General features: G+C 52.5%; 24 protein-coding genes. 2 read left to right on the top strand and 22 right to left on the bottom strand.

The window, feature by feature from the left end; all coding sequences use genetic code 11:
• Positions 1-40: 40 nt before the first annotated feature.
• The 14 genes from AC4ED1_RS01985 to miaB all read right to left on the bottom strand — a co-directional run bounded on the left by AC4ED1_RS01985 (position 41) and on the right by miaB (position 14,525).
• A complete protein-coding gene (locus AC4ED1_RS01985; RefSeq protein WP_490935720.1) occupies positions 41-454 on the bottom strand; it encodes a MerR family transcriptional regulator in 414 nt (137 codons plus the stop codon).
• 177 nt (positions 455-631) lie between these two features.
• The gene (gene glnA, locus AC4ED1_RS01990) at positions 632-1,942 is read right to left on the bottom strand and encodes a type I glutamate--ammonia ligase (RefSeq protein ID WP_490935721.1); all 1,311 of its coding nucleotides are present in this window, start codon (positions 1,940-1,942) and stop codon (positions 632-634) included.
• Between the two features lie 129 nt (positions 1,943-2,071).
• Entirely contained in the window at positions 2,072-3,334 is a 1,263-nt protein-coding gene (locus AC4ED1_RS01995; RefSeq protein ID WP_490935722.1) for a methionine gamma-lyase family protein, read from the bottom strand.
• 164 nt (positions 3,335-3,498) lie between these two features.
• Positions 3,499-3,681, bottom strand: a complete 183-nt coding sequence (locus AC4ED1_RS02000; RefSeq protein ID WP_490935723.1) for a hypothetical protein — start codon at positions 3,679-3,681, stop codon at positions 3,499-3,501.
• Entirely contained in the window at positions 3,682-4,263 is a 582-nt protein-coding gene (locus AC4ED1_RS02005; protein WP_490935724.1) for a hypothetical protein, read from the bottom strand. It lies immediately after the preceding gene.
• Positions 4,244-4,852 (bottom strand): GTPase, encoded by a 609-nt coding sequence (locus AC4ED1_RS02010; protein ID WP_490935725.1) that lies wholly within the window; start codon positions 4,850-4,852, stop codon positions 4,244-4,246. The genes AC4ED1_RS02005 and AC4ED1_RS02010 overlap by 20 nt, the downstream gene beginning before the upstream one ends.
• Entirely contained in the window at positions 4,849-5,844 is a 996-nt protein-coding gene (gene spoVK, locus AC4ED1_RS02015) for a stage V sporulation protein K (RefSeq protein WP_490935726.1), read from the bottom strand. The genes AC4ED1_RS02010 and spoVK overlap by 4 nt, the downstream gene beginning before the upstream one ends.
• A gap of 138 nt (positions 5,845-5,982) precedes the next feature.
• Positions 5,983-6,198, bottom strand: coding sequence for a ferredoxin (locus tag AC4ED1_RS02020; protein ID WP_490935727.1), 216 nt, complete (start codon positions 6,196-6,198; stop codon positions 5,983-5,985).
• A 239-nt stretch (positions 6,199-6,437) separates the two neighbouring features.
• Positions 6,438-6,668 (bottom strand): RNA chaperone Hfq, encoded by a 231-nt coding sequence (gene hfq, locus AC4ED1_RS02025; protein ID WP_490935728.1) that lies wholly within the window; start codon positions 6,666-6,668, stop codon positions 6,438-6,440.
• Positions 6,665-7,654 (bottom strand): tRNA (adenosine(37)-N6)-dimethylallyltransferase MiaA, encoded by a 990-nt coding sequence (gene miaA, locus AC4ED1_RS02030; RefSeq protein ID WP_490935729.1) that lies wholly within the window; start codon positions 7,652-7,654, stop codon positions 6,665-6,667. Before miaA ends, hfq begins: the two co-directional genes overlap by 4 nt.
• On the bottom strand, positions 7,651-8,406 hold the full coding sequence (locus AC4ED1_RS02035; RefSeq protein ID WP_490935730.1) for a class I SAM-dependent methyltransferase: 756 nt from the start codon (positions 8,404-8,406) through the stop codon (positions 7,651-7,653). The genes miaA and AC4ED1_RS02035 overlap by 4 nt, the downstream gene beginning before the upstream one ends.
• Before the next feature lie 40 nt (positions 8,407-8,446).
• Positions 8,447-10,348 (bottom strand): DNA mismatch repair endonuclease MutL, encoded by a 1,902-nt coding sequence (gene mutL / locus AC4ED1_RS02040; RefSeq protein WP_490935731.1) that lies wholly within the window; start codon positions 10,346-10,348, stop codon positions 8,447-8,449.
• Positions 10,349-10,354: 6 nt separating this feature from the next.
• Positions 10,355-12,967, bottom strand: coding sequence for a DNA mismatch repair protein MutS (gene mutS, locus AC4ED1_RS02045; RefSeq protein WP_490935732.1), 2,613 nt, complete (start codon positions 12,965-12,967; stop codon positions 10,355-10,357).
• A 94-nt stretch (positions 12,968-13,061) separates the two neighbouring features.
• Complete coding sequence (gene miaB, locus AC4ED1_RS02050) at positions 13,062-14,525, bottom strand: tRNA (N6-isopentenyl adenosine(37)-C2)-methylthiotransferase MiaB (protein WP_490935733.1); 1,464 nt, start codon at positions 14,523-14,525, stop codon at positions 13,062-13,064.
• A gap of 229 nt (positions 14,526-14,754) precedes the next feature.
• Between miaB and AC4ED1_RS02055 the strand changes: the two genes are divergently transcribed.
• Positions 14,755-14,943 (top strand): hypothetical protein, encoded by a 189-nt coding sequence (locus AC4ED1_RS02055; RefSeq protein ID WP_490935734.1) that lies wholly within the window; start codon positions 14,755-14,757, stop codon positions 14,941-14,943.
• Between the two features lie 66 nt (positions 14,944-15,009).
• On the opposite strand, the gene AC4ED1_RS02060 is transcribed toward AC4ED1_RS02055, so the two are convergent.
• The 5 genes from AC4ED1_RS02060 to cotE all read right to left on the bottom strand — a co-directional run bounded on the left by AC4ED1_RS02060 (position 15,010) and on the right by cotE (position 20,937).
• Positions 15,010-16,068, bottom strand: a complete 1,059-nt coding sequence (locus tag AC4ED1_RS02060) for a YheC/YheD family endospore coat-associated protein (protein WP_490935735.1) — start codon at positions 16,066-16,068, stop codon at positions 15,010-15,012.
• A 36-nt stretch (positions 16,069-16,104) separates the two neighbouring features.
• Entirely contained in the window at positions 16,105-17,544 is a 1,440-nt protein-coding gene (locus tag AC4ED1_RS02065) for a putative amidoligase domain-containing protein (RefSeq protein ID WP_490935736.1), read from the bottom strand.
• A 24-nt stretch (positions 17,545-17,568) separates the two neighbouring features.
• On the bottom strand, positions 17,569-18,936 hold the full coding sequence (locus AC4ED1_RS02070; protein ID WP_490935737.1) for a YheC/YheD family endospore coat-associated protein: 1,368 nt from the start codon (positions 18,934-18,936) through the stop codon (positions 17,569-17,571).
• A gap of 15 nt (positions 18,937-18,951) precedes the next feature.
• Positions 18,952-20,328: a YheC/YheD family endospore coat-associated protein gene (locus AC4ED1_RS02075; protein ID WP_490935738.1), complete on the bottom strand. Its 1,377-nt coding sequence runs from the start codon at positions 20,326-20,328 to the stop codon at positions 18,952-18,954.
• 75 nt (positions 20,329-20,403) lie between these two features.
• Positions 20,404-20,937: an outer spore coat protein CotE gene (cotE, locus tag AC4ED1_RS02080; RefSeq protein ID WP_490935739.1), complete on the bottom strand. Its 534-nt coding sequence runs from the start codon at positions 20,935-20,937 to the stop codon at positions 20,404-20,406.
• Positions 20,938-21,322: 385 nt separating this feature from the next.
• Between cotE and AC4ED1_RS02085 the strand changes: the two genes are divergently transcribed.
• A complete protein-coding gene (locus AC4ED1_RS02085; protein ID WP_490935740.1) occupies positions 21,323-21,517 on the top strand; it encodes a hypothetical protein in 195 nt (64 codons plus the stop codon).
• A gap of 200 nt (positions 21,518-21,717) precedes the next feature.
• On the opposite strand, the gene AC4ED1_RS02090 is transcribed toward AC4ED1_RS02085, so the two are convergent.
• From AC4ED1_RS02090 to spoVS, 3 genes are all read right to left on the bottom strand, one after another.
• A complete protein-coding gene (locus AC4ED1_RS02090; protein WP_490935741.1) occupies positions 21,718-21,975 on the bottom strand; it encodes a hypothetical protein in 258 nt (85 codons plus the stop codon).
• A gap of 227 nt (positions 21,976-22,202) precedes the next feature.
• Positions 22,203-23,147: a dipeptidase gene (locus AC4ED1_RS02095; RefSeq protein ID WP_490935742.1), complete on the bottom strand. Its 945-nt coding sequence runs from the start codon at positions 23,145-23,147 to the stop codon at positions 22,203-22,205.
• Positions 23,148-23,232: 85 nt separating this feature from the next.
• Positions 23,233-23,493, bottom strand: a complete 261-nt coding sequence (gene spoVS, locus AC4ED1_RS02100) for a stage V sporulation protein SpoVS (RefSeq protein ID WP_018133374.1) — start codon at positions 23,491-23,493, stop codon at positions 23,233-23,235.
• Between the last annotated feature and the right edge of the window lie 121 nt (positions 23,494-23,614).

The raw sequence follows: 23,614 nt of genomic DNA on the forward strand, positions 1-23,614 counted from the left end.
ATCGAAATGCCGCAAAGATGACCAATCTCAATTTTTCAATTTAATGAAAAAACCGCGACAACTCCCCTTGGATCAAAGAACCAGGCATTCCAGGTCGGCCACGCATGATCAGTTCTTTCTTCAACAGTTCATGCAGCTCCTGTTCGGAAAGATCCTTCATCTTCATGGCCTCTTGCTTTGCTTCTTCCTTCTCCGGCAGTTGCGAAGGCAACGTTTGGACTCCCAGCATTTTCTTGATACCAGCCATGTTGAGTCCCTGATCGATCAGTTTTTTGATCTCCAGCAACCGTTCAACGTCGTTGAACGAAAACAGCCGTTGGTTGCCTTCCGTTCGTGCCGGATGGATCAATTCATGTTGTTCATAATATCGAATCTGGCGCGGCGTCAACTCGGTCAACTTCTGCACGATTCCGATTGGAAAAAGGGCCAGGTTACGGCGAAGTTCGTCGTTCATCTTGTCCCCCTCCTTTTCGACCTAAGTATTTCTATTATATTCCCTGACAGGAAAAGTTGTCAAAACCCTGTAAAAGTACATTACAGATCATATTCCCTTATACGGCATTAAAAATTCCCTGACAATAACCGTCAGGGAATCTGCAAACTCACTATTCTTTTGTCGTTTTGTCGGGTGTTAGTTGTATTGCTTGAGTTCCCAAGGATGAACCTCCAAACGGTATTCATCCCACTCTTCTCTTTTCAAGGAAACATACGCTTCATAGAGATGGGAACCGAGAGCGTCTTTCAAAACTTCATCTTGGGTCAAGTTGTTCAAAGCTTCGTTCAGATCGGCCGGAAGCGCTTCGATTCCATATTCGGCACGAACGCTTTCCGACATATGGTAAATGTTCTCTTTCACTTCCGGAACAAGCGGGAGTTTCTTTTCGATTCCGTCCAGACCGGATACGAGCATAAGGGCGAGAGCCAAGTATGGATTCGCCATCGGATCCGGACAACGGACTTCAATGCGGGTCGCCGCTTTCCGAGCGGCCGGGATCCGGATTAAAGCGGAACGGTTCGAGCAGGACCAAGCGATATAGCACGGCGCTTCATATCCGGGTACCAGGCGCTTGTATGAGTTGACAGTCGGATTGGTAACGGCTGCAAACGCTTTGGCATGGGCCAGAATTCCCGCAATGTAATGACGTGCTACTGCGGAAAGTCCGATTTCGTCGCTTTCGTCATAAAAGGCATTGCCTTCCGAAGTGTACAAAGATTGGTGAACATGCATGCCGGAACCATTGATCCGCGCGATCGGTTTCGGCATAAAACTCGCATAGAAACCGTGTTTACGTGCGACTTCCTTTACAACCCATTTGAAGGTGGCAATGCGGTCGGCTGTCAGCAATGCATTGCCGAATTTAAAGTCAACCTCATGCTGACCAAATGCCACTTCGTGGTGAAGCGCTTCCACCTCAAACCCGAGTGCATGCAAAGTGCGAGTAATGTCTTGCCGCACTTTTTGCCCTTTATCCTGTGCGCCCGCATCAAAGTATCCAATGCCGTCATGCGGCGTAAAAACGGGTTCCCCGTTAGCGTCAATCGGGAACAGGAAAAATTCCGGTTCCGGCCCGACATTCAAGCCTTCGAAACCAAGAGCCTTCGCTTTTTCGAGCGCCCGCTTGAGACAAGAGCGCGGATCCCCTTCGAACGGCTTTTGATCGCCCGTATAGACATCACAAATGATGCGAGCTTCTTTTCCTTCCGACCAGGGCAGTACGGCAAAAGTCGACAGATCAGGCTTCAGGTACATATCGGAGTTTTCAATCGACGCGAATCCCAGGATCGAAGATCCGTCGAACATGATGTCTCCTTCCAGCACCTTATCCAGTTGGCTGATTGGAAGTTCCAGATGTTTCAGGTTTCCCAATACGTCCACGAATTGGAGTATGATGAATTCAACACCGTTTTCTTTTACAAGCTGCTTGATTGTTGTTTGATCCATCTCCCGGCTCCTCCCGATGTTTAAACTTGAATAATAGAATTGTCAACTATCAGTATTATAGTTATAAGGAACTTAAGTTGTCAACGGATGTTATGGAAGTTTACATTTTAAAATTAAAGCAGACTCGAGTTAGAGCAGATTTTTTTGTTTCAATGTCTGTAAAACCGACAGGACCGCCACCTGCACGTGTTCGTATGTCAATCCTCCTTGCATGAATCCGATGTAGGGTTCCCGGATTGGACCATCGGCTGACAGTTCGATCGAAGATCCCTGCACAAACGTTCCGGCTGCCATGATGACGGGATCGCCGTATCCGGGCATGTTCCAAGGCTCGGGTGTAACATGGGAATCGACGGGAGCTGCCGCTTGGATGGCCTGACAGAAGGCGGTCAACCGCTCCTTTGATCTCAGACGCACGGCTTGAATGATATCGGTTCGCGGCTCGTTCCACCTTGGAAAGGTTTCAAGGCCTGCCCGTTCAAACAAGGCGGCTGCGTACACGGCGCCTTTTAAAGCTTCTCCAACCACATGGGGAGCCATGAAAATCCCCTGTAAAATATTCCGGTTCGTCCCCAGCATCGCGCCCTGTTCCATGCCGATCCCCGGCGCGGTCAAGCGGCATGCGGCCTTGTGGATCAGATCCGCCCGTCCTGCCAGATAACCGCCGGCATGTGCAAGTCCGCCGCCCGGATTTTTGATCAGCGATCCGACAACCAGATCGGCACCCGCTTCGGCGGGTTCCCGGGTTTCCGTGAATTCACCGTAGCAATTGTCGACCATGACAACGACATCCGGTTTGATATTTTTCACAAAACGCACCATCTCGCCGATTTGCTCGACTGAGAAAGAAGGCCGCCAGGCATAACCGGAGGATCTTTGGATCCCAATCATCCTCGTATTGGGCTTGATACGGCGGCCGACCACTTCCCAATCGATCCGATTGTCTCTTAACGCCACGGAATCGAACGCAATCCCAAAATCAAGGAGCGAGCCATCGCCTTCCCGCCCGCGAACGCCGATCACTTCTTCCAGCGTGTCGTAAGGCGAGCCGGTAATGTACAAAAGCTCGTCCCCGGGACGCAGCACCCCGAACATAGCCAGTGCCAAAGCATGGGTGCCCGAGGTGATATGGGGCCGTACCAACGCCGACTCCGTTCGAAACACGGACGCATACACCTGTTCGATGATTTCCCTTCCCCGGTCGTTATAGCCATATCCGGAGGATGCGGCAAAATGGCAATCGCTGACCTGCGCGTCTTGAAAAGCGGCCAGCACCTTGGCCTGGTTGTGCAGTACGATCGCTTCAATCCGCTTGATCGCGGGATCAATCTGAATTTTTATTTCTCCGGCCATCTCAGCCAACTGTTTATCCTTCACAAAACGTTCAATCATAAGAATCGGCTCCTTTTTCAGTTGATTTCATACATAAGCCAGCCGGTCGTTCTTGCAGACCGGGCTTGACTTCCAAATTGTAGCACAATCAAGCTCCCTTGACATTCGCCCAATTCGGCGGCGGGTCCGTAACAAAAGAAAGAGCGCCCATCATGAGCGCTTTGTTACTCAAACGAACGATCGCAAATTTTGCACACGCCTGCCTGCAAGCTTTCCTGTCGGAGACGGATCCGGGATTCCGCCTTCCCCAGATGGCGCCCCCACCGGATCCCCTGCCGCCGGCCAAACCCGTATCCGATCAACAAAAACACCAGAATCGTCAAAAACGTCCACGTTATGGGTACCATTTACTCTCCTCCCACAAGTTCAAGAATCATATGAATCAAGGGAGTAGCCAGCAACACCTGCACAGAACCCTCCGCCCGCAAGAGCAAAGCCGCCAAAAAACAGATCAGCGTCAGCAGCGTGGTTTCAACAATCCCGATTTGCACCGCCGTATTCCTCTGCCCACTTTGCGAATCTTTATAGATGTCCACCAGATCGTCCAAAAATTGGATTGCGGCAATGATTAACAATCCCCAGATCATTGTGACGGGTCCGGCGAGTAGCATGCCCAATACGACGGCGATCAGGCCTTCCGCCCAGCCTGGCAGACGGGTCGGCATCTTTTCGCGCAAATCGTGCCCCATTCCGATTGCATAGCTTGCCAGAAAGAGAACCAGCGCGGTTTCTCTGGCCACAAACACACCGATTGCCACCAGCAAAAGGGCGTAAGGCAATATCGCTTTGCCGAGCTTTCCGGCGACCGTCTGCCGGCCGACGCACTGGTCATATTCGACATCCAGCAAATCGTCCATGCATTTGATCGCCGTACCCGTCAGCACAATCCCCAGCAGTTCGACCCACCAGCTAAACCAGTCGCCAAACATACTCTTTCACCTCACGAAACCCTTGCCGGTAAATGGCCGAGATGGGGATGATCCGCATGTCTCCCATTTCTTCCCGTAAAATCGCCAGTCCTTTTTTGGCGCCGGGCAGGTCGATTTTGTTGGCCAGCATCGCATATCCGTCCTTGTATCCGCCCAATTCCGCAATTTGAACGTCCAATTCCCCCATTGCCCGCAGGCCGCCCGTTTTGGCCACTTCGCCCAGATCCACCAGATGCAGCACGCAATCGGCGGTTTGCAATTCGGCGAGAGTTTGCGCCATCGCTTCCCGCAGCCCTCGGTCCGGATGAATTCCGTCCGTCAACCCGGTCGAATCGGTGAGTTTAAATTTACGGGTGCCCTTTCCTCCCGGCAAATCCAACCGGATCGACTGCAGCGACCTCGTTTTGTGCTGGCCTAGGCCGGACAATTCGTGGCGGGCCGATGAAAGATCATATTTTCGCTGCCGCGTGGTTCCATCCGGCAACTGATAGTAAACGTCCAGCCGGTGCAGTCCCAAGAATTCCGCAAAATTCACGCAAAAGATCGTTTTGCCGACATTTGTTCGTCCGACGACGAGGCAATTTTTCACGCGCTCTCTCCCTCCTCGAGAGGCAGATCTTCCGGAAGGATCAGCATCAAATCGTCCCTTGTGGCTCCTTTTACGTCCAGCAATCGAACGGCGTGCAGGCGGATCGCCCGTTCGATGATGTTGCGAACCAGCCTTGCGTTTGAAAAGTTTCGGCGGTCGTGGGCCAACGCGTATCTGAGATGGGCCCGCAATTTTTGTTCCGCCTCCTGGGAGAGGCGGTATTCCCTCTTACGCAGCATCTGTTTCGCGATCTGCACCAACTCCGCCTCTTCGTAATCGTCGAATGTAACGGTGATCGGGAAGCGGGAAGGCAATCCCGGATTGGTGCGCAAAAACAAATCCATTTCGTACCCATAGCCGGCCAGAATCAGCACAAAATCGTTCTTGTGGTCCTCCATCGCCTTCACCAGCGTGTCGATGGCTTCCTTGCCGAAGTCTTTTTCACCGCCGCGGGCCAGGCTGTAGGCTTCGTCGATGAAAAGCACGCCGCCCAGCGCTTTTTTCACCTGCTCGCGGGTTTTTTGCGCCGTATGTCCGATATACTCTCCCACCAAATCCGCCCGTTCGACTTCAATCAAATGCCCTTTCGACAAAAAACCGAGTTCTCTCAAAAGACGTGCTAAAATACGAGCCACGGTCGTCTTTCCGGTGCCCGGATTGCCCTTGAAAATCATATGCAGGACGACCGGCTCCACGGCCAGTTTCACCGCTTGCCGACGCTGCTGGATTTGGATCAGCGCGAAAATCTCCTTGACAAGAGTTTTGACTTGGCGCAATCCGATCATATTTTCCAATTCCTGTAGCGCCGCCTGGAATCTGGCGGAATCTTGCTGCGATTGCGAGCGGCCTTTGTCGCGTGCCATTACGGGTTTGTCTTGCAGACTGAGGCGACGAAGTGCGTCATTCAGCGCCACTTGTCCGGACCGAAACTGATCAAGGATTTCATCGAGATTCTGATAGACGTCGGACGGGCGCCGACCGCTCTTGTTCAATATCTTTCACCTCACTTGCAGAGATTGCTTCATCATACGCAAGCGGTCGGAAATAGGTGAACGCCTAAAAACAAAACCCCGTGAGGCGCAGTCCCTCACAGGGTTTTGTTTGAGAATCGTATCATATGAGATGCGGGATTAGTCTTCCCACTTTACGGATTCAGTCGGGCAACCGTCCCGCGCATCCATTGCGTCTTGGACAAATTCTTCCGGAATTTCTACAAATCCTTCTTTTCCGCCCGGAAGTTTCACAAATGCGTAGCCTTCGTCGTCAGCTTCGTACACATCCGGAGCAGTGGAATAACAAGCCCCGCATGCAATGCAGGTATCTTTATCTACCCAAGTTTTTGCCATGACAATTTTTCACTCCTTCAACCCTTTATGCCTGAAAGTATAATCCATTTGTCAAAAACAATCAACTATTTTCCTACGCTTTTCCTACGCTTTTCCTACGCTTTTCTACGCTATTTTCTCGGATCTTCCATCTTTCTTTCCCCTTCAGCTTAGCATATCGTGTGCATTTCTCACGGCGGATATGCAAAAACAAGCAGACACCAACCGTCAAAGGTTGGCGTCAAATGTGTGCAGCCGTTTTACGCTTCCGGAGTGTAGTTGACGTTACGCATGGGAGTAAACGTGGAGATGGCGTGTTTGTAAACCAGTTGCTGCTTTCCTTCCACCTCCACAATTACTGTAAAATTGTCGAACGCCTTCACCACTCCGCGTATTTGAAACCCGTTGACCAGATAGATGATCACCGGGATGTTCTCCTTGCGTATCTGGTTGAGAAACGTATCCTGAATATTGATTTGCGGTTTGTTCACGGTCTGGTACCCCCATCCTCTTTTATTTCAACTGTATTCGCGAGACGACGCCGAAATTCCTTCACGAATTGAAAACAGTCGCGAAAAAGCTGATCCCACGACAACCGGTCCACTTCAAACCAGTGAATGTCCGGGTCCCGTCTGAACCAGGACAATTGTCGCTTGGCATACCGTCTGGACCCTTGCTTAATCGCAGCCACCGCTTCCTCAAGCGACATCCGGCCTTGCAAATAATCGATAATTTCTTTATACCCGATTCCCTGCATGGAAATCAAATCGCTGTGCATCCCTTTGGCAACCAGAGATCTGACTTCTTCCACAAGCCCCTCTTCCAACATCAGGTCCACCCGGCGGTCGATTCGCTCGTAAAGCTGCTGCCGGTCATGCATGGTCAAACCGATTTTCAATGTCGGAAAGCGGGTTTTCCCTTGGCTCAGGGCAACTGCTTGCGACATCGGAATCCCTGTGTATTCATAGATTTCCAATGCGCGGATGACACGCCGCAAATCGTTGGGGTGAAGGCGCTTGGCCGTCACCGGGTCGATTTTGGCCAGGCGCCGGTGCACAGCCTCAGGGCCTTGCAAGCGGGCCTCTTCCTCGAGAGTTTTGCGAAAATCGGGATTCCCGGCAAATCCGGTAAATTGGTACTCTTCGGTAACAGCGCGTATGTATAACCCCGTTCCCCCCACCAAAAAAGGCAGGCGCCCGCGCCGCCAAATATTCGCCAGCCACTGGTCGGCCAACTCCCGGTAGTTGGCCACGGAAAAGGGAATGTCCGGATCGACGATGTCAATGCCCCAATGCGGGACTCCCCGCATTTCCGAAGGGGCGATTTTCGCGGTGCCGATGTCCATCCCGCGATAGATTTGCATGGAGTCGGCTGAAATGATTTCCCCGTCAAAAACAGCAGCCAATTCGACGCTCAGCCGGGTTTTCCCTACGGCGGTCGGTCCGGCCACAACAATCAGCCCGCGTTGTTGCGTCAACCTGATCCCTCCTTCTCCTGCACACGAATCACAGCGTATGTAAAAGAACTGGACCGTTGACAGGGTTCCGGGAATCCAAGCCGTTCGAATTCGCCGCTGTCGATCCGTTCTTTCAGGACGACCGATTTGCGGGCGATTCGTCTGGCTTCCTTCACCGCTTCCGGCGTCAGCGGGTCGGATACGGACAGCATTCGCACCAGGTCGAAATTGACCGCCTCCCGGACCGTCGACCGGAACATCGGATCAAAATACACGACATCGACGGAACGGTCCGGCAGCCGCCGCATGTAATCGAGATGATCGCCCGCCAGCACCTCGACGCGCCGCATCGCGCTTGCCAATTCGGGCACATCCGTTTGCCAGGAGCGCAGGCCCTCGCGCACAAGAACCGCCAAAACGGGGTTTTGTTCGATCCCGATCACTTTGCCCTCCGGACCTACCGCATGTGCAAACACAATAGCGTCTGCGCCCATGCCCAACGTACAATCAAGCACCACATCTCCCTGCCGCACGCCGCTTTTTTCCACTGCCGGATCCGTCTCGCCCGAAAGCAGGCGTTTGACGCGAACGACCGCCATCGAAGGGTGAAAAAACAATTCTTTGCCGTCAACATGGAGAGTCAAGCGCTCGCCGACAACCAGAATCCACCGTTTGCCGAACCGCCGCCTCATTTTGTTGACGGTGGTCCGGCGGGGGACGTAATCGGCTTTCAGTTCTTCTGCCAGTTTTTTCGCCGACTTGATCTGGGACAAAGACGCTTCCGATACGGTGGTAACCACAAGGGAATCGATATCACATCACTCGCTTAAATTGTTTTTCGAGATCGTATGTCGTCATGTGAATGATGATCGGACGGCCGTGCGGGCAAGTGAACGGGTTGTCCAGTTCGGACAACTGCTCGCAAAGCGCGGTCATTTCCGGCATCGACAGCCACTGGTTGGCTTTGATCGCCGACTTGCACGCTTTTGTAATGATCTTGTCTTCGATCGACGAACGCGGATCCCTGATTTGCCCCTCGGCCAGAAACTCATCGATGAATTCCGTTGCCAATCTTTGAATGTCCAGCCCTCCCCAGATGTCGGGAACCGACCGGACCAGAAAGGCCCCTCCGCCAAATTGTTCGATTTCCATCTGATATTCGGCCAGCAGCGGCAATTGTTTCTTCAGTTTTTGCCCCTCCGAAGGCGGCAATTCGAGAGTCAGCGGCACAAGCAGCGGCAGCTGACGAATTTCCTTTTCCCGCAGGCGTTTGCTGAATTTTTCATAGAGGACTTTCTCGTGTGCCGCATGTTGATCAATAATATACAGCCCTTCCTCACTTTCGGCAATCACATACATCCCCAGCGCCTGCGCGACCGGCCGGAAACGGGGTACCCTTTTGCCGGCCTCTTGCAATTCGGAAGCCGGCAACGCCTTTTCATCCGTTGCCAATTTCCCGGTTGTCCCCGGATCCGTGCCTCCCCCTTCGGAGACCGCGGCATCGTTCACCGGCTGATACAGTTCCAACGCCGCTTCTTTCGCGATGCGATTGTCGGGTTTTTGTACGCCAGCCTCCGTTTCGCGAACTCCGGCCGAAAGTTTGTGACCGGCGCCGTATTGCACGGAAACCGGCTTGTCGAACAACAATTCCGGCTGCTTCGATTTTTCCGCCGGCCGCCTTGAAAAGCCGTTCCCCGGTTGGCTCGGAATCGCCTTGGGAATAAAGGTTTGTTTTTGCAATACCGTTTCCAGGGCGGTTTGCACGCAGGAAAACACGTCTTTTTCTTCTGAAAACCGCACTTCAAGCTTAGTCGGATGGACATTGACGTCCACTAGCGACGGGTCCAATGTCAGGTGCAGCACACACACGGGATAACGGTTGATCGGCAACCGGGTACGGTAAGCCGCCTGTACGGCGTTAAACAACTGATAACTCCTGATATACCGGCCGTTGACAAAAAAAGTGCAGTGATTCCGGTTGGACCGGTTTAACTCCGGATATCCGGCCAATCCCGTGACCCGGTAATCGTAGTTTTCCCAATCCACCGGCGCCATTTGCTTCACGATTTCACGACCGTAAACGGCGGCGACAGCGTGCAAAAGTTTGCCGTCCCCGGTCGTTTGGACCAACACGCGTTCGTTGTGGGTCAACCGGAAAGCGACGTCCGGGCGGGCCAATGACATTTTTTCCACAAAATCGGCGGCGTGGCTCAATTCCGTCTGGATCGATTTCAAATATTTCAGCCGGGCGGGCGTGTTAAAAAACAAATCCCGCACAATCAGCTCTGTCCCTTTTTTGGCGGCTGTCACACCCGTTTCTTGGATCTTGCCCCCTTCAATCCGGAGAAACGTGCCCGCCGGGCTGTCTTCCGTCCGCGTTTTCAGCTCGATGCGGGACACCGCCGCGATCGAAGGCAGCGCTTCGCCGCGAAATCCCAGTGTCGCGATGCGGAACAAGTCCTTGTCCTCCCGAATTTTGGATGTCGCATGCCGCTCAAACGCGATCGGGACATCGCTTGCTTCGATGCCGGACCCGTTATCGGAGACCCGGATCCATTCCAGTCCGCCTTGCCGGAGCTCAATGTCAATTGCGGTGGCTCCCGCATCCAACGCGTTTTCCACCAGTTCCTTGACGACGGAAGCGGGGCGTTCCACCACTTCACCGGCGGCGATCTTGTTGGCTAAGTGGTCGCTCATGACTTGAATTTTCGCCACTTGTCATCATCCCTTCTCGATCATCTGCTGCAACCGGTAAAGGGTCGTCAACGCTTCGAGCGGAGTCATGTTGAGCAGATTCAACGACCGTAATTCGGCAACGACCTCCTGCACGGGCGCATCAAACAGCGACAACTGAGCGGTTTGCCCGCTCTTCCGTTCAAAAGCCGCTTCCGCTGCCGCAGTCTGCCAGCCGGATAACTGTGTATTCTCCAGCGCATGCAAGATTTCCTTCGCCCGATCCAGCACCTCTGCAGGCAGGCCTGCCAGCTTTGCAACCTGAATTCCGTAGCTGCGGTCGGCCGGTTGCGCGATGATTTTGCGGAGAAGCACGATCGAGTCGCCTTTTTCCTGAACATGAGTCGAGTAATTGGTCACACCGGGCAAGCGGTTGGCCAGCTCTGTCAGTTCGTGATAATGCGTGGCAAATAGCGTCTTGGCTCCCGCTGTCGGCGATTGATGCAAAAACTCGACGACTGACTGGGCGATCGAGATGCCGTCGAACGTACTCGTCCCCCGCCCGATTTCGTCCAAGACAATCAAGCTGCGGCGGGTGGCGTGATGGAGGATATTAGCCAGCTCGACCATTTCGACCATAAACGTGCTCTGGCCGCCGGCCAGATCGTCAGAAGCGCCGATCCGCGTAAACACCCGGTCGACGATGCCGACTTCCGCCTTTTTCGCGGGCACGAAGGATCCCATTTGCGCCATAATGACAATCAGGGCCACTTGCCGCATGTAGGTGCTCTTTCCGGCCATGTTGGGCCCCGTGATCAGCGCAATCTGATTGGCGCCGCAATCGAGCAGCGTGTCGTTGGGCACAAACGCCTCGTGTTTGAGAACCGCCTCCACAACCGGATGGCGTCCCTCCTCAATCACCAGGCGATCCGAATCGGTGATCACCGGCTTTGAGAATCTTCGCTCAACCGCAACAGTCGCAAGGGACTGCAGGGCGTCGATCTGGGCGATCGCTTCCGCCGCACGCTGGATGTCGGGCAGCACAGCCGCTACCCGGTCGCGGACTTGAATGAACAATTCGTATTCCAGATCGACCATCTTGTCTTCCGCTTCCAGGATCAAAGCCTCTTTTTCTTTCAATTCCGGCGTGATATAGCGCTCACCGTTGGCGAGGGTTTGCTTCCGTTCATAGTATTCGGGCACGAGATGAACGTTCGCCTTGGTAACTTCCAAATAATAGCCAAATACTTTGTTGAAGCCGACTTTCAACGACTTAATGCCCGTCTTGTCCCTCTCCTGCTGTTCCAGCCGCGCAATCCACTGTTTGCCCTCACGGCTGGCTTGTTTCAGCCTATCCAGGTATTCGTCGAATCCCTCCCGGATCAAGCCCCCGTCCCGGACTCCCGCCGGCGGTTCGTCCACAATCGCTCGCTGCAGCAAATCGACCAGTTCGTTCATCTCCAATATGTTTTGGCCGATTTCCCGCAACAGCGGACTGCGGCAATTCAGCAAGCGGCCCCGCAAATCCGGAAGCACGGCCAGCGAACTGCTGATCGCAAGCAGATCCCGCGCGTTCGCGGAACCGTACGCCACGCGTCCCATCAGGCGTTCCAGGTCATACACCTCCTGCAGCATCTGCCGGAGATCTTCCCTTAGCAGCAGCTCGTCCGCCAATTCTTCCACCGCGTTCAACCTGTGTTCGATTTGCGCGCGGACCGCCAGCGGACGTTCGACCCATTTTTTCAACAACCTTCCGCCCATTGCCGTGACAGTCTTGTCCAGCAGCCACAAAAGCGATCCGTGACGGCTTTTCTCCCGGATCGTTTCGGTCAGTTCCAGATTCCTGCGGGAAAAAGCGTCGAGGATAAGGTGGGTTTCCCTTGTCAGCAGCAGCGGTTTTTTCAGGTGGTGAAGATTTCGCTTCTGCGTCGTTTCCAAATAGGCAAGCAGCATGCCGGCCGCCCGGAGCGCCGTCTTCGCATCCCCCAGTCCGATCGACTCGAGGGAAAGCAATTGAAAATGCTCTTTCAAAAGCGAAGCCGCCTTCGATTCCAAATGGGAATTCGGCTGGCCTGCGGTAATTGAGCACGCGATCCGCCCGCGAATGTCTTCCGTCAGCGATTCGTAACCTTCCGCGGCGGGAAGCACCACCTCAACCGGTTGAAATTGTTGCAATTCGTCCCAAAAGGACTGGGGCGAACTTTCGGCGACAAAAAACTCTCCCGTCGTGATGTCGCAAAACGCCAATCCGTAGAGATCCCCTTCCTGGACGAGAGCGGCTATGTAATTGTTGTTTTTCTCCTGCACCGCTTTGCCGTCCATAATCGTTCCGGGGGTGACGACCCGCACGATTTCGCGTTTGACGATTCCCTTGGCCAGCTCGGGATCTTCCACCTGTTCGCAAACGGCGACTTTGTAACCTTTTTCAATCAACCGCTGAATATAGGAATCGGCGGAGTGGTAAGGGACGCCGCACATCGGAATGCGCTCCCCGATGCCCCCGTCCCGCCCGGTCAAAGTGATTTCCAACTCTTTGGCGGCGGTGACGGCGTCTTCAAAAAACATTTCGTAAAAATCTCCCAGCCGGAAGAACAGCAATGCGTCCTTCGCCTGTTCTTTGATCGCGAGATATTGTTGCATCATCGGTGTATAACGAGCCATAGCATCCTCCGAACATCCTGCTTGTTTCTATTATAGCATGAAGTCCCAATAAAAAAGAGCACGGGCAATCCGCGCTCTCTTGCAGCACTTAAGGTTAAACAGCCTGCTCCCGTTTTTCGGGGAGCAGTTCGCCTTTCAGCGTCCAGGTTTGCGGTTCGGTAATCCGGACATCGACAAGACGGCCCGCCAGATCTTTTGAGCCCTCGAACAAGACCAGCTTGTTCGTCGCAGTGCGGCCTTGCAATACGTTGGAATTCGTTTTCGATCCCCCTTCGACCAGAACTTTGACGACTTTTCCCTTCATCTTTTCGTTGCTTTCGCGTGAAATCCGGTTTTGCAAGTCCATCAGGCGCTGCAGGCGCCGCTTTTGAACCGTTTCCGGAACCTGTTCCTTGAAACGGGTCGCCGGAGTCCCGGCCCGCGGAGAATAGATGAAGGTGTAGGCGTTGTCGAATCTGACTTCTTCAACGAGACGAAGCGTATCGAGGAACTGTTCCTCCGTCTCGCCCGGGAATCCGACGATAATGTCGGTGGTCAGGGAGACGTTCGGAATCGCTTCCCGAATCCGCTTAACCAAGTCGAGATAGAATTCCCGCGTATATCCCCGGTTCATCCGGCGCAAAACCGTGTTGTTGCCGGATTGAACGGGCAGGTGAATGTGCTCGACCACTTTCTCGCAGCGAGCGATCGTTTGGATCAGCTTATCCGTAAAGTTCCACGGATTGGAGGTGGTAAAGCGGACTCGCTCAATGCCTTCCACTTCATTCACTGCAGCGAGCAGATCGGCAAAATCGTACGCCTTCAAATCGATGCCATAATCGTTGACATTCTGACCGAGCAGGGTAACTTCCTTAAATCCTTGGGCCGCCAGCTCTTTGACTTCCGCCACCACATCTTCCGGCAATCGGCTGCGTTCGCGTCCCCGTGTATAGGGCACAATGCAGTAAGTGCAGAACTTGTTGCAGCCGTATTGGATGTTGACCCATGCGCGGATCCCCTCCATGCGGATCTTCGGCAGATTTTCGATCACTTCTCCGGCCTTGTCCCATACTTCAATGATGGTTTCCTGCGAACTGCGCGCCCGGTCGACCAGCTCCGGCAATTGGTGAAGGTTATGAGTCCCGAACACAAGATCGACCCAGGGATAGGTTTTTGCCACCAATTGCTGGACGACTTGTTCTTGGGCCATACAACCGCACAGCCCGAGAATCAGCTCGGGATTGCGGTTTTTCAAAGGTTTGAGGCGGCCGATTTCGCCAAACACCTTGTCTTCCGCGTTTTCACGAACCGCGCAAGTGTTAAACAAAATAAAATCGGCTTCTTCGTAGTCGGAAGTCGGAGCATAACCCATCTCTTCCAGCATACCAGCCATGATTTCCGTATCGTGCTCGTTCATCTGACAGCCATAGGTTTTGATATGATATTTCTTGCCTTCCCCAATCCGGCCGACATTTTTCGCGATCGCCCGGTAGTCGACGCTTTGCCGCTCCACAAGCGTCGGACGGTGCGTATCGCCTTGTTCCCGCGTCAGATCTTCCAATTGCAACAAATCGCTCATTCTTCGCCACTCCCTTCTTTGATGACTTTATGTCAAAAAACGGGATTTACAGCAGAAAAAAACCCCGTGGTTCCGGGGATATTTAAAATTATATCACAGGTGGTCCCGCCGAATCAAATCGATCGATTCTCCGATAAAACCGCCAGCAATTGTTCATACTAATTACATACTAATTACAGGTATTGACCATGGTACTTGCATTTTCTTGATACGGAAGGTGAGCCATGACATGCGCACCCCCAAACTTCTGAAGAACATCTGGAGCATGATGGCCGGAAAAAATCAGAGCCTGGAGGTTTCTGAAGAATTGACCAACGCCTACTTCGGCAACCCGGAAGCATGGCGGATTGAAAGCAAAAACGAACACGACGAGACGGAAACTGTGAAAGCTCGGGCAGGAGCTCAAACAGAACGCTGATTTGCAATCACCGCCCGTGTTGCCATTGCCGAATTTTCCACCCGAACCGGCCGAGTGGGCTCCGTTTTATCTGCTGTTTTCGGCCAGCGATCGGTTGGCCGCCAAAAATCTGCAAAACTCCAGCAATCGTTGAACAGATAAGCTTTGAATCTCCGGCTCGTCAAATTTGCCGGGTTTGGCATTGGCTTCAAAAAACCAAAGTTTGCCCGATTGATCGACACCGATATCCATTGACATTTCACCGAGAATCCCCGGTATCTCCCGCTCAATCACTTTTGCAAGTTTCAGAGCGTTTTTTTTCACATCTTCCAAAATCAGGTATCCTTTGGCATCAAAACTTGCAATCAAAGCTTCTTTTGCCCCTCGGATAAATCCTCCGTTGGGAACATGCGTAACGATTCCGTACTCCGGAGCCACCCGCGCGCCCAGCCCGGTTACATCCCATTGTCCGCATCCGTCTTTTTGCACCAGCACCCGCAAATCGTAAGTGTGTCCGTCAACTTTTGCCAGGGGAACGCTTCTTTGCAATACGTATTTCTTGTACCGTCGATTTCGGGACAGTTTGTCAAACAAAGCTCGAATGCTCTCGAAGCGAACGATCTGTCTGCCGTTCATCAGCGAATGCACCCATGCGCCGTTTGATGCGTAATCGATGCGAAGTATCCCTTTGCCCGCATAGCTCTGAACCGGCTTCGCATACAACTGGCGGTACGCTTCGAGCATTTGTTTCAAATGTACGGGAGAGCGCAGGTATTCCGTTTCCGGTAGAAGATCGGAGGTATCAGGGTTCCTGCCGACGATTCTGTACAATTCTCCTTTGTCGAAATAACCGGGATTAAACAGCGGAATCCCGAGCCGCTGCAATTCCGCCATCAATTGCCGCACATCATCCCGTTGTTCGACTTTGCGTGTCAAAATCCGGTTGTACACCACCGTCGGCAGCGGGCAAACGGTCTTTTCCCAAACTCCGTTCCAAGTATATCCCACACACGTTTTGCCGTTGAGATCGATTCCCTCAAGCGGAAGTACATAAACGGGGATTCTCATGCGTTTTCCGGTTCTTATGATGTCACGCAGGTTTGCCCGTTCCATCAATTTTGTGGTTAGAATCCCAACAACAATCATCCTTTTCATCCTTTCATGGGCCGCCAGTCCAACCGACTAGATGCGAACCGGTTTCCCCATCCGCCCCGGTCGCGTGTATCGAATGCCCCATGCCCGCCTGATATCGGCTGATTCATCCCAGGATTCGCCGTTTTGCACCATTTCCGGTATCACATCGAGATATTCCCTATATTTTTCATAGGTATCCGTTTGCTCAATATCCCGCCAAATCTCTTCAAAATGGGGGCGCAGCGTGCTTTTGTCACCCTTGTAAAAAGCTCGTTGCAACTCCGGGTGCAAAAACGGCATACGCGTCAAATCCCGGTAATGAGTGGCCACAAGTTTCGCCAAGCAGAGAACCGCCATTGAAATTTCGGGAGAGATCATCCAACTGCCTAACGTGCGATATTCCCAACCACCGTGCGATTTTAACCGCACATCGCCCAAAAAACCGTATTTCGACCGTCTTTTTGTCGAAGCTGTCGTATCTTCCAGCATCATCACCGGCAAAGCCAGATAGTTGTCCAAAGCTTTGACCAGTTGGCTGGATAACGGCAGATTTGAAAAATGGATATGTCCGCCGATGCCGTAATTGTGCAACGGCATGGAACCGGCCACCCAATGGAGGTTACGGGGAATCATGCGTTTTGCTTCCACCAGCGCATCGGCAATATTTTTCACCAGACGCAAGGGAGAGGAACTGGGATCCGGCCGGATTTCAGCCAGCGGAAACCGGTTCCCCGCCCGCCTGATGCTTAGAGCGTCGCAACCGACTTTTCCGTTGCGGGGGAGGTAATTGGAGGCCACCACCATTTTTCCGTCCCTGTTTTTCAACATAAATTCCAAATCGCTTCCCATCACAAACGAAGGAATCGTTTGCGATCTTTCCTCTTGGATCCATTCCTGTATCGCGTCAGCGTACAATTCCAGCAATTTGTCTTTCAAAACCGGCGCCGGCGACACGTCCAACACATAGGTCAATCCTCTGGTTGACACCCCGAGGCTTACGAGTCCGAAATCGAGCCCCAGCGCATGAACCGCACGAATGGCCAAACGGCAGACCCTTACGGCAATCTTGTCTTCATCAGGCGGCACTTCCCGGAACTGCCCGTGGATTTGGCTGATTCTGCGGTCCAGCCAAATCGATTTTCCATCCGACCTGTATAAGGACAATGCCCGCATATTAAACACGGGCACCCGGTAATGACGCGACAAAGTGACAGACCGCTCTTTCCCGGATTCTCTGGAAAATGGACACCGGATACCGTTTTGTTGCAAAATCGACAACATATCGCTGCGGGAGAGGGTCGCCAGAATCGCCAGTTTTGGATTCAATACTCGTTCCGGCCCCGTATCACTTCCGACCGTGTTTCCCCATCGAATCACCCGGTCTTGACTCGCGACTGGGTCCATATCTTCTACTCCGGCAAGTCTGGGAACACGCTTCAATAATCGTTTCGCTGTCGGTTGTCCAGCGTGCAGAAGCAGGTACCCCATCGTCCGTCTCCTTTCTTCGATTGATCAGGTGATTCCGGCCAGATACTTTCCGTATTGCAGGGGGCGGCGAAAAGATTGCAGCACCAATTCCATCGATCCTTGTTCCGTAAACGGTTTTTTCCAGGGTTTGGAATTCACTTCGATAATCCAAACCCATCCTTTTGTGTCAAGCCCGATGTCGAGCCCGATCTCCCCCAATTTCAATCCGGAAGCTTCTTCCAAAGCGGTCGGAACCACATTGACCAGTTTCCTGATTTTCGACTGAATGCGTTTGGTTTCTTCTTTGGTATAGAGTTCTTGCAGAATTCTGGTAAGGGACAGCGCGTCACCGCCAGTACTGAGATTCGACGTGATGTCTCCGGCACGGGCAATCCGGCAAAACATTTTGGTCCGTTTCCATTTCCCGGTATGATCCTTTTGCACCAAGACGCGGATGTCAAACGGGCGCCCTTTGAATGTTTTTAACTCCAGACCCTGTTGTGCGATAAACGGTTTTTTCCGTAACCGCCGATCCAATTTTTGCAGCGCTTCCGTTGCCGACTTGTGAACGGTTTGCGCCTGCACTCCTTGTTTTCCTTTTGTCTGACAGAAAAACCGGCCGTCCGCCAAGCGGACCAATTTTATAATTCCAATTCCGAGCGATCCATTTGCCGGTTTCAGATACACCTGCCCGTACCGGTCGACAAAATGAGCCGTTCGTTTTGCGTCCTCATGGGGGATCGCTGCCGGCAAATATCCTTTTGTTTCATCTTTTGACGATAACCACTCGTGGACCTGCACTTTGTTGAAGAAGCCGGGGTTAAAATAGGCCGCGCCCAAGTTCTTGATCAATTGTTGTTTGAACGCCTTGACGTGCGGAAGCTTTTCAAATTTTCGCGTGACGATCTGATCGTACACAACGTCCGGGTACGGTACATCCCGCATCTCCCACTTTTGCCGCCCGTTCGCGTTTTGCAAAATGTAACCGCGTATCTTGTTCGACTTCAATTCTTGCGGTCCGAACACATAAGCGTACATGTGTTCTTCCGCCGCAAGCGACAGCAAATGCTCGAATACGGGGGCCTGGTAGCCCGTGACTTCCCCGTTTTTCGAGCGCACATCGGCAAAAATTCCAAGCACGGGTCCGATCCGTAGCTGATCCCCTTTTTTGTATAAAAACAACTTGCTTCCTTCCACCAATGCAAAGGATTTCAAGACATCAGGCGAAAAAGCGCAGACTCCGCGTTTGTCGTGCATGGGAAACATCACGCGAACCCAACACGTGATACCGCCGCAAGAAAGTTGATGGGTTCCCGGTGCGATCTCAAGTTCTTTGCAAAGCGGTTTTGCAAGGAACATGGCTCCACTGTGATCTGAGGAGACAGATGTGATGAGTACGGAAGCCTTTTTCAATCCACATCTTCCCTCCTACCGATTTTGGAATCTTCCGGGCAGGGTGGTGCTGAATCCAACCGTATACCTAGCATATTCAAGAGGTCTTTGCAGTGACAACGCCCGTACTTGGGGATCGAGCAGCCTCAGCATCTTGCGGCCCGGGTTTGGATTCACTTCGATGATCCAGGGATAGCCGCTGCCGTCCAAACCAAAATCAATGCCCAATTCCCCCAGCGGTCCGACTTGTTGTTCAAGCCGGCCCACGGTCAGAAAGGCGAGACGATCCGTTAGCTTGATCACGGATGGAATCTTATGCGGAGAAAAACCGGCCTGTGCCAGGAAAGCTTCCGCGTGCAAAACGTCTGCACCCGTCGAAACGTTGGTGGTGACGCTCCCTTTTTGTCCGAGCCTTGCCACTCGGGCGGTGATATTCCAGCGGCCCGAACCGTCTTTTTGCAGCAGCCAGCGAAAATCGGCAGGACGCCCTTGCCGGTCGGTCAGTAAACGAATGCCTTGCTGGACGAGAAACTCTTGACGGGAAAGAAATTTTTTCTTAAACCATGTCGTCTTGTCGGAAAGTTTTACTGTTGCCGCCCGCGTGCGGCCGTCTTGCCGGAACTCCACGCGTGCGATTCCGGAGCCGGATTGACGGCTGAACCGATACACGCTTTTTCCTTGCGTTCCCCGAGACGGCTTGATGTATAACAAAGGGAAATTTTCCAGCATCGTCAGGACGTCTTCCGACGATTCGAGTTTTCTGGTTTGGGGAAGGTGAGGTGCAATCGCGGAATCTTTCGAAAGCAGTTGATACACGTTCCATTTTGAACCAAGCGGCCGATACAACACGGCACATTCACGGTTGAGCCATTGCGCTTCTTTCTTTGCGATCCACCGTCGTTTCAGGGGAATTGAGATCATTTTTTTGATGCAAAAATCCGGCCACGGATATTCGGCTTGTACCCATTTGCCCATTGACTCGTCATAAATCCGACAGGTAACGGTTTTGGTCATTTCGTGAAAGCCGCCGGTTGAAACCACATAAAAGGGGATGTTCATTTTTTTGGAAATCAACGCCATATCTTTAAGTAAATCGGTAATACTTGCAAACGGCCTTTTGGAATCCCCGCAATAATTGCAATACACCGCCACGAAAGGGCCGAGCCGGATTGCGTTTCCTTCCGCTTTCCAGTTAATCGGCACTTGCGGCACTTTTAACTTCCAGAGGACCGCTTTCGAGACCGCAATGCGGTCTTCCGCGTGAACCTGAACGTTTGCCGGAACAGACTTTTTTCCCGCCGTGATCCGGATGGTATCCCCTGCCAACCACCCCATGCGAGCCAACCAGTGTTTCGGTACGAAGACGATGTTTTCGGCTGTTTGCAGAACACCTAGCAAACCGCTTCCCAGCATACGGGCCTCCTTTCCGTAAACAAAAAAGGGCGCTTCGGCCCCCGTGAAACAGGCAACGCGTTTCCATGTCGCCCTTTAGTCTTCAAATTCTTCTTCGAAGAGATCCTCTTCCAACGGTTCTTCATCTTCTTTTTCGAGCGGCGGATCGGACACCAATACAAACAGTTTAGTTTTTCCCATCACTTCAACGGCCAATTCCTTTTCGACGCGAACCAGGATTTCGTTCCCGCCGTCAACGATACTGGCATCCAAACAATTCGGTTGCTGCAACACTTTCACTGAAACTTGCATATCCTCCCGGCTGCAATAAGGATCGAGTTCCCGCAGCGGGATTTGCTGGACATACGAAACCGTATCTTTCGCAACTCCCGTTTCCGTGTTGCCGTTGTAGGAGTACCAAACGTTCACGTCAAACCGTCCGTGGACTTCCACAAAGTCACCAACCATTTCCGCGCTGCACGAATGGTTCATCACCCAACATCCGCCGATGGTGGATGGCCGGTTGGCCGGACGAATGGTGTACGTTGTCTGCGAGTATTTGCTGCCTTTGCCGCAGACCGCTCGCGTGTAGATCTCCCGGCAACGTACGTCTTTGTCAAAGTATGCCATTCAGCTACCTCCTTTTTCAGAGTCGACCGGGTTCCGCGGAAACACTCGGACCCGTACGTCGCATGGGCACGACCGGCCGCTTCCGCGACCTGGCGCGATTTGTTGTGCCCCGTTGGGCGAAAAATGTACTACATGCTATGCGTGACAGATGCATGAGGTGCATCCGCCCGTATGACAATCGACATCTGGAACAATGTTTTCGTTCACCTGCAGATGTCCCGGGTCATCTGTCCGTATATCCTATTCCGGTCCGCCAAATTGGGTACCCGCGGAAGCGCCCAAATCGAATCCGGCAAAAAAAAGCCCCGTGAAAGTACACGGGGCATCGTATTGAAGGCGGTTTTGTGGTTATTCTAATTGTAGTACAGTGAAAGGTGGGAATGGTGTGCCAAACCATAAAAACATCTTCCGCAACAAACTCGATTTTGCCAGGGAAGAATTTTCCACCGAACTGTATAAACCTCTCGGGATACCGCGTCCGCGAGAGAAAAAGTCGCAAAAAGTCCAGTACACGAAATGGGATTTCACCCATAAGTCGTTGAAGCGGCAAATGCACGAAAAAGACGGCCGCGACACGTAAGTACCGGATCTCATGCGGCTTGCCCGCAGGCGACTGCGGGCACCCCATAACATGAAATTCCCCTCCCGCTTCAATTCGACATAAAGCGATAAAAAATACGATAAAACATCGAATTTCAGCGAAAATTCTAATTTCCTTGGAAAAACTGCCATCCTTCCCCTTTTTCGCAGAATCTTTTTATTCATAAAAAAATGCCCTTCTTACATGAAGGGGTCTGAAAACTCGTCAATATCCTTTTTTATTCCCGTTCTCAGTAACAGAAGTTGGGCTGCAAACCTGCGATTCCGATTGCGCAGTTTTTTGTTTTCCTGTTCCAACCTGACAATTTGACGCATCTTCTCCTGTGTGGATTGTTCCAGAAGATTCATGAGAATACGCCGACCGGCTCGCAGTTGGGAGATTTTTTTCTCCAATTCACGCATTTTCTCCTCCATCCCCACATCGTCCTGTGTCTCCATGGGGGAGTCCCCTCCTCCTGACAAGGATGATCTGCTCCGCTGCTGTGACAGTCATGGATGACCGAATGTCGGATGCGCCGCATGGACACTCTTGGCGGAGTTTCCCTTTTCCCCAGTATATGCCCGCTTCCACCAAATTAAAACATCCCGAGACGGTCTTCAATTTCGCGGCGACCGACCTGTCAACCGTCACTGTGCCAAGACTTCCGCAATGTGTGTCGTCACTCCTATTTCAGCACTTGCTTCAACACCCGCAAAAAATTTCCGCCGCATATTTTCGCCGTTACCGCACGGCCGTATTCCTTCTCCAACGCTTCAACCAGTTTCGGGTAATCGGCGCCGGAGCGAAGATCCTCCATCGTTTGGTCAATCCCGTCAAAATCGGATCCGAGCCCGACGTGGTCTTCGCCCGCCACATGAAGCAAATGGTCAATGTGACGGAGCAAGTGCGCGATGGTGGCTCGTCCTTCGCCGATAAAATCGGGAACAAACGTCGCGCCGATAACACCGCCGCTCCAGGCGATCCCTTGGATTTGGTCATCGTCAAGATTCCGCCGGTGACGGTAGACCGCTTGGGCGTTCGAATGGGACGCAATAACCGGCGCCTCGCTCAATTCCAGCACATCCCGAACCCCTTTCGGAGCCAGGTGGGACACATCGATCACCATGCCAAGCCGATTCATCTCCCGAACCACTTCCCGGCCAAAGGGTGTCAACCCGCGGTCAACCCGTTCCCCGACCCCGTCGGCGATCGCATTTCCGTTATTCCAAGTCAACCCCATGGCGCGAACTCCCAACGCATAAAGAATCCGCAACTGCCGAAGATCGCCGGTCAGGAAATCGCCGCCTTCAATCGAAAGCAGAGCCGATTTTCGGCCAGCCAAGAAATTTCGCTCAATGTCCGCATAGGTGCAAACGGGAGCCATCAGATTGTCGCGGCAAATTTCCGTGCGGAAACTGTCGATATACGCCAGCAATTTTGCCAAATGTTCATGCGGTGTATAGGGAGGGTCCACAAACAAAGCGAAAATCTGCACATCGATCCCCGCCTGTTCCATTTTCGGAAAACTAAGATGAAGAGGGGAAGCGGGATCGGTAAAACTCAGCCGTTCCGTTTCCATCCGATAGAGAATGTCGGCGTGGGCGTCCAATAAAAACGGTCTTGTGCGCATCCAATCTCTCCCCGAAATAAGAAAGTCCTGTTTACAGACTGTAAACAGGTGCTAATCAGAATACAAAATGTGCGGTTAAAGCTGTTTATCTCGGTTCGACAATCAGCTTGATCGCAGTGCGTTCTTCACCGTCAATCTGAATGTCTGTGAATGCCGGAATGCAAATCAAGTCAACTCCGCTGGGCGCCACAAATCCTCTTGCAATCGCCACTGCCTTAATTGCTTGGTTAAGCGCGCCCGCTCCGATGGCCTGAAGCTCAGCGGCTCCGCGTTCCCGGAGTACGCCTGCAAGTGCGCCAGCCACAGAATTAGGGTTGGATTTTGCTGAAACTTTTAATACCTCCATAGTCAAGAACCTCCACGAGTGAGAATTTTTCTGCGACACACTTATTTAAACTATATTCGTGGTCGATCAGAAAATTCCTTCATACCGGTTCCAATTTTCTAAAAATTTGTGTTTGATTCGA

This window comes from Effusibacillus sp. SKA8, assembly GCF_058273125.1.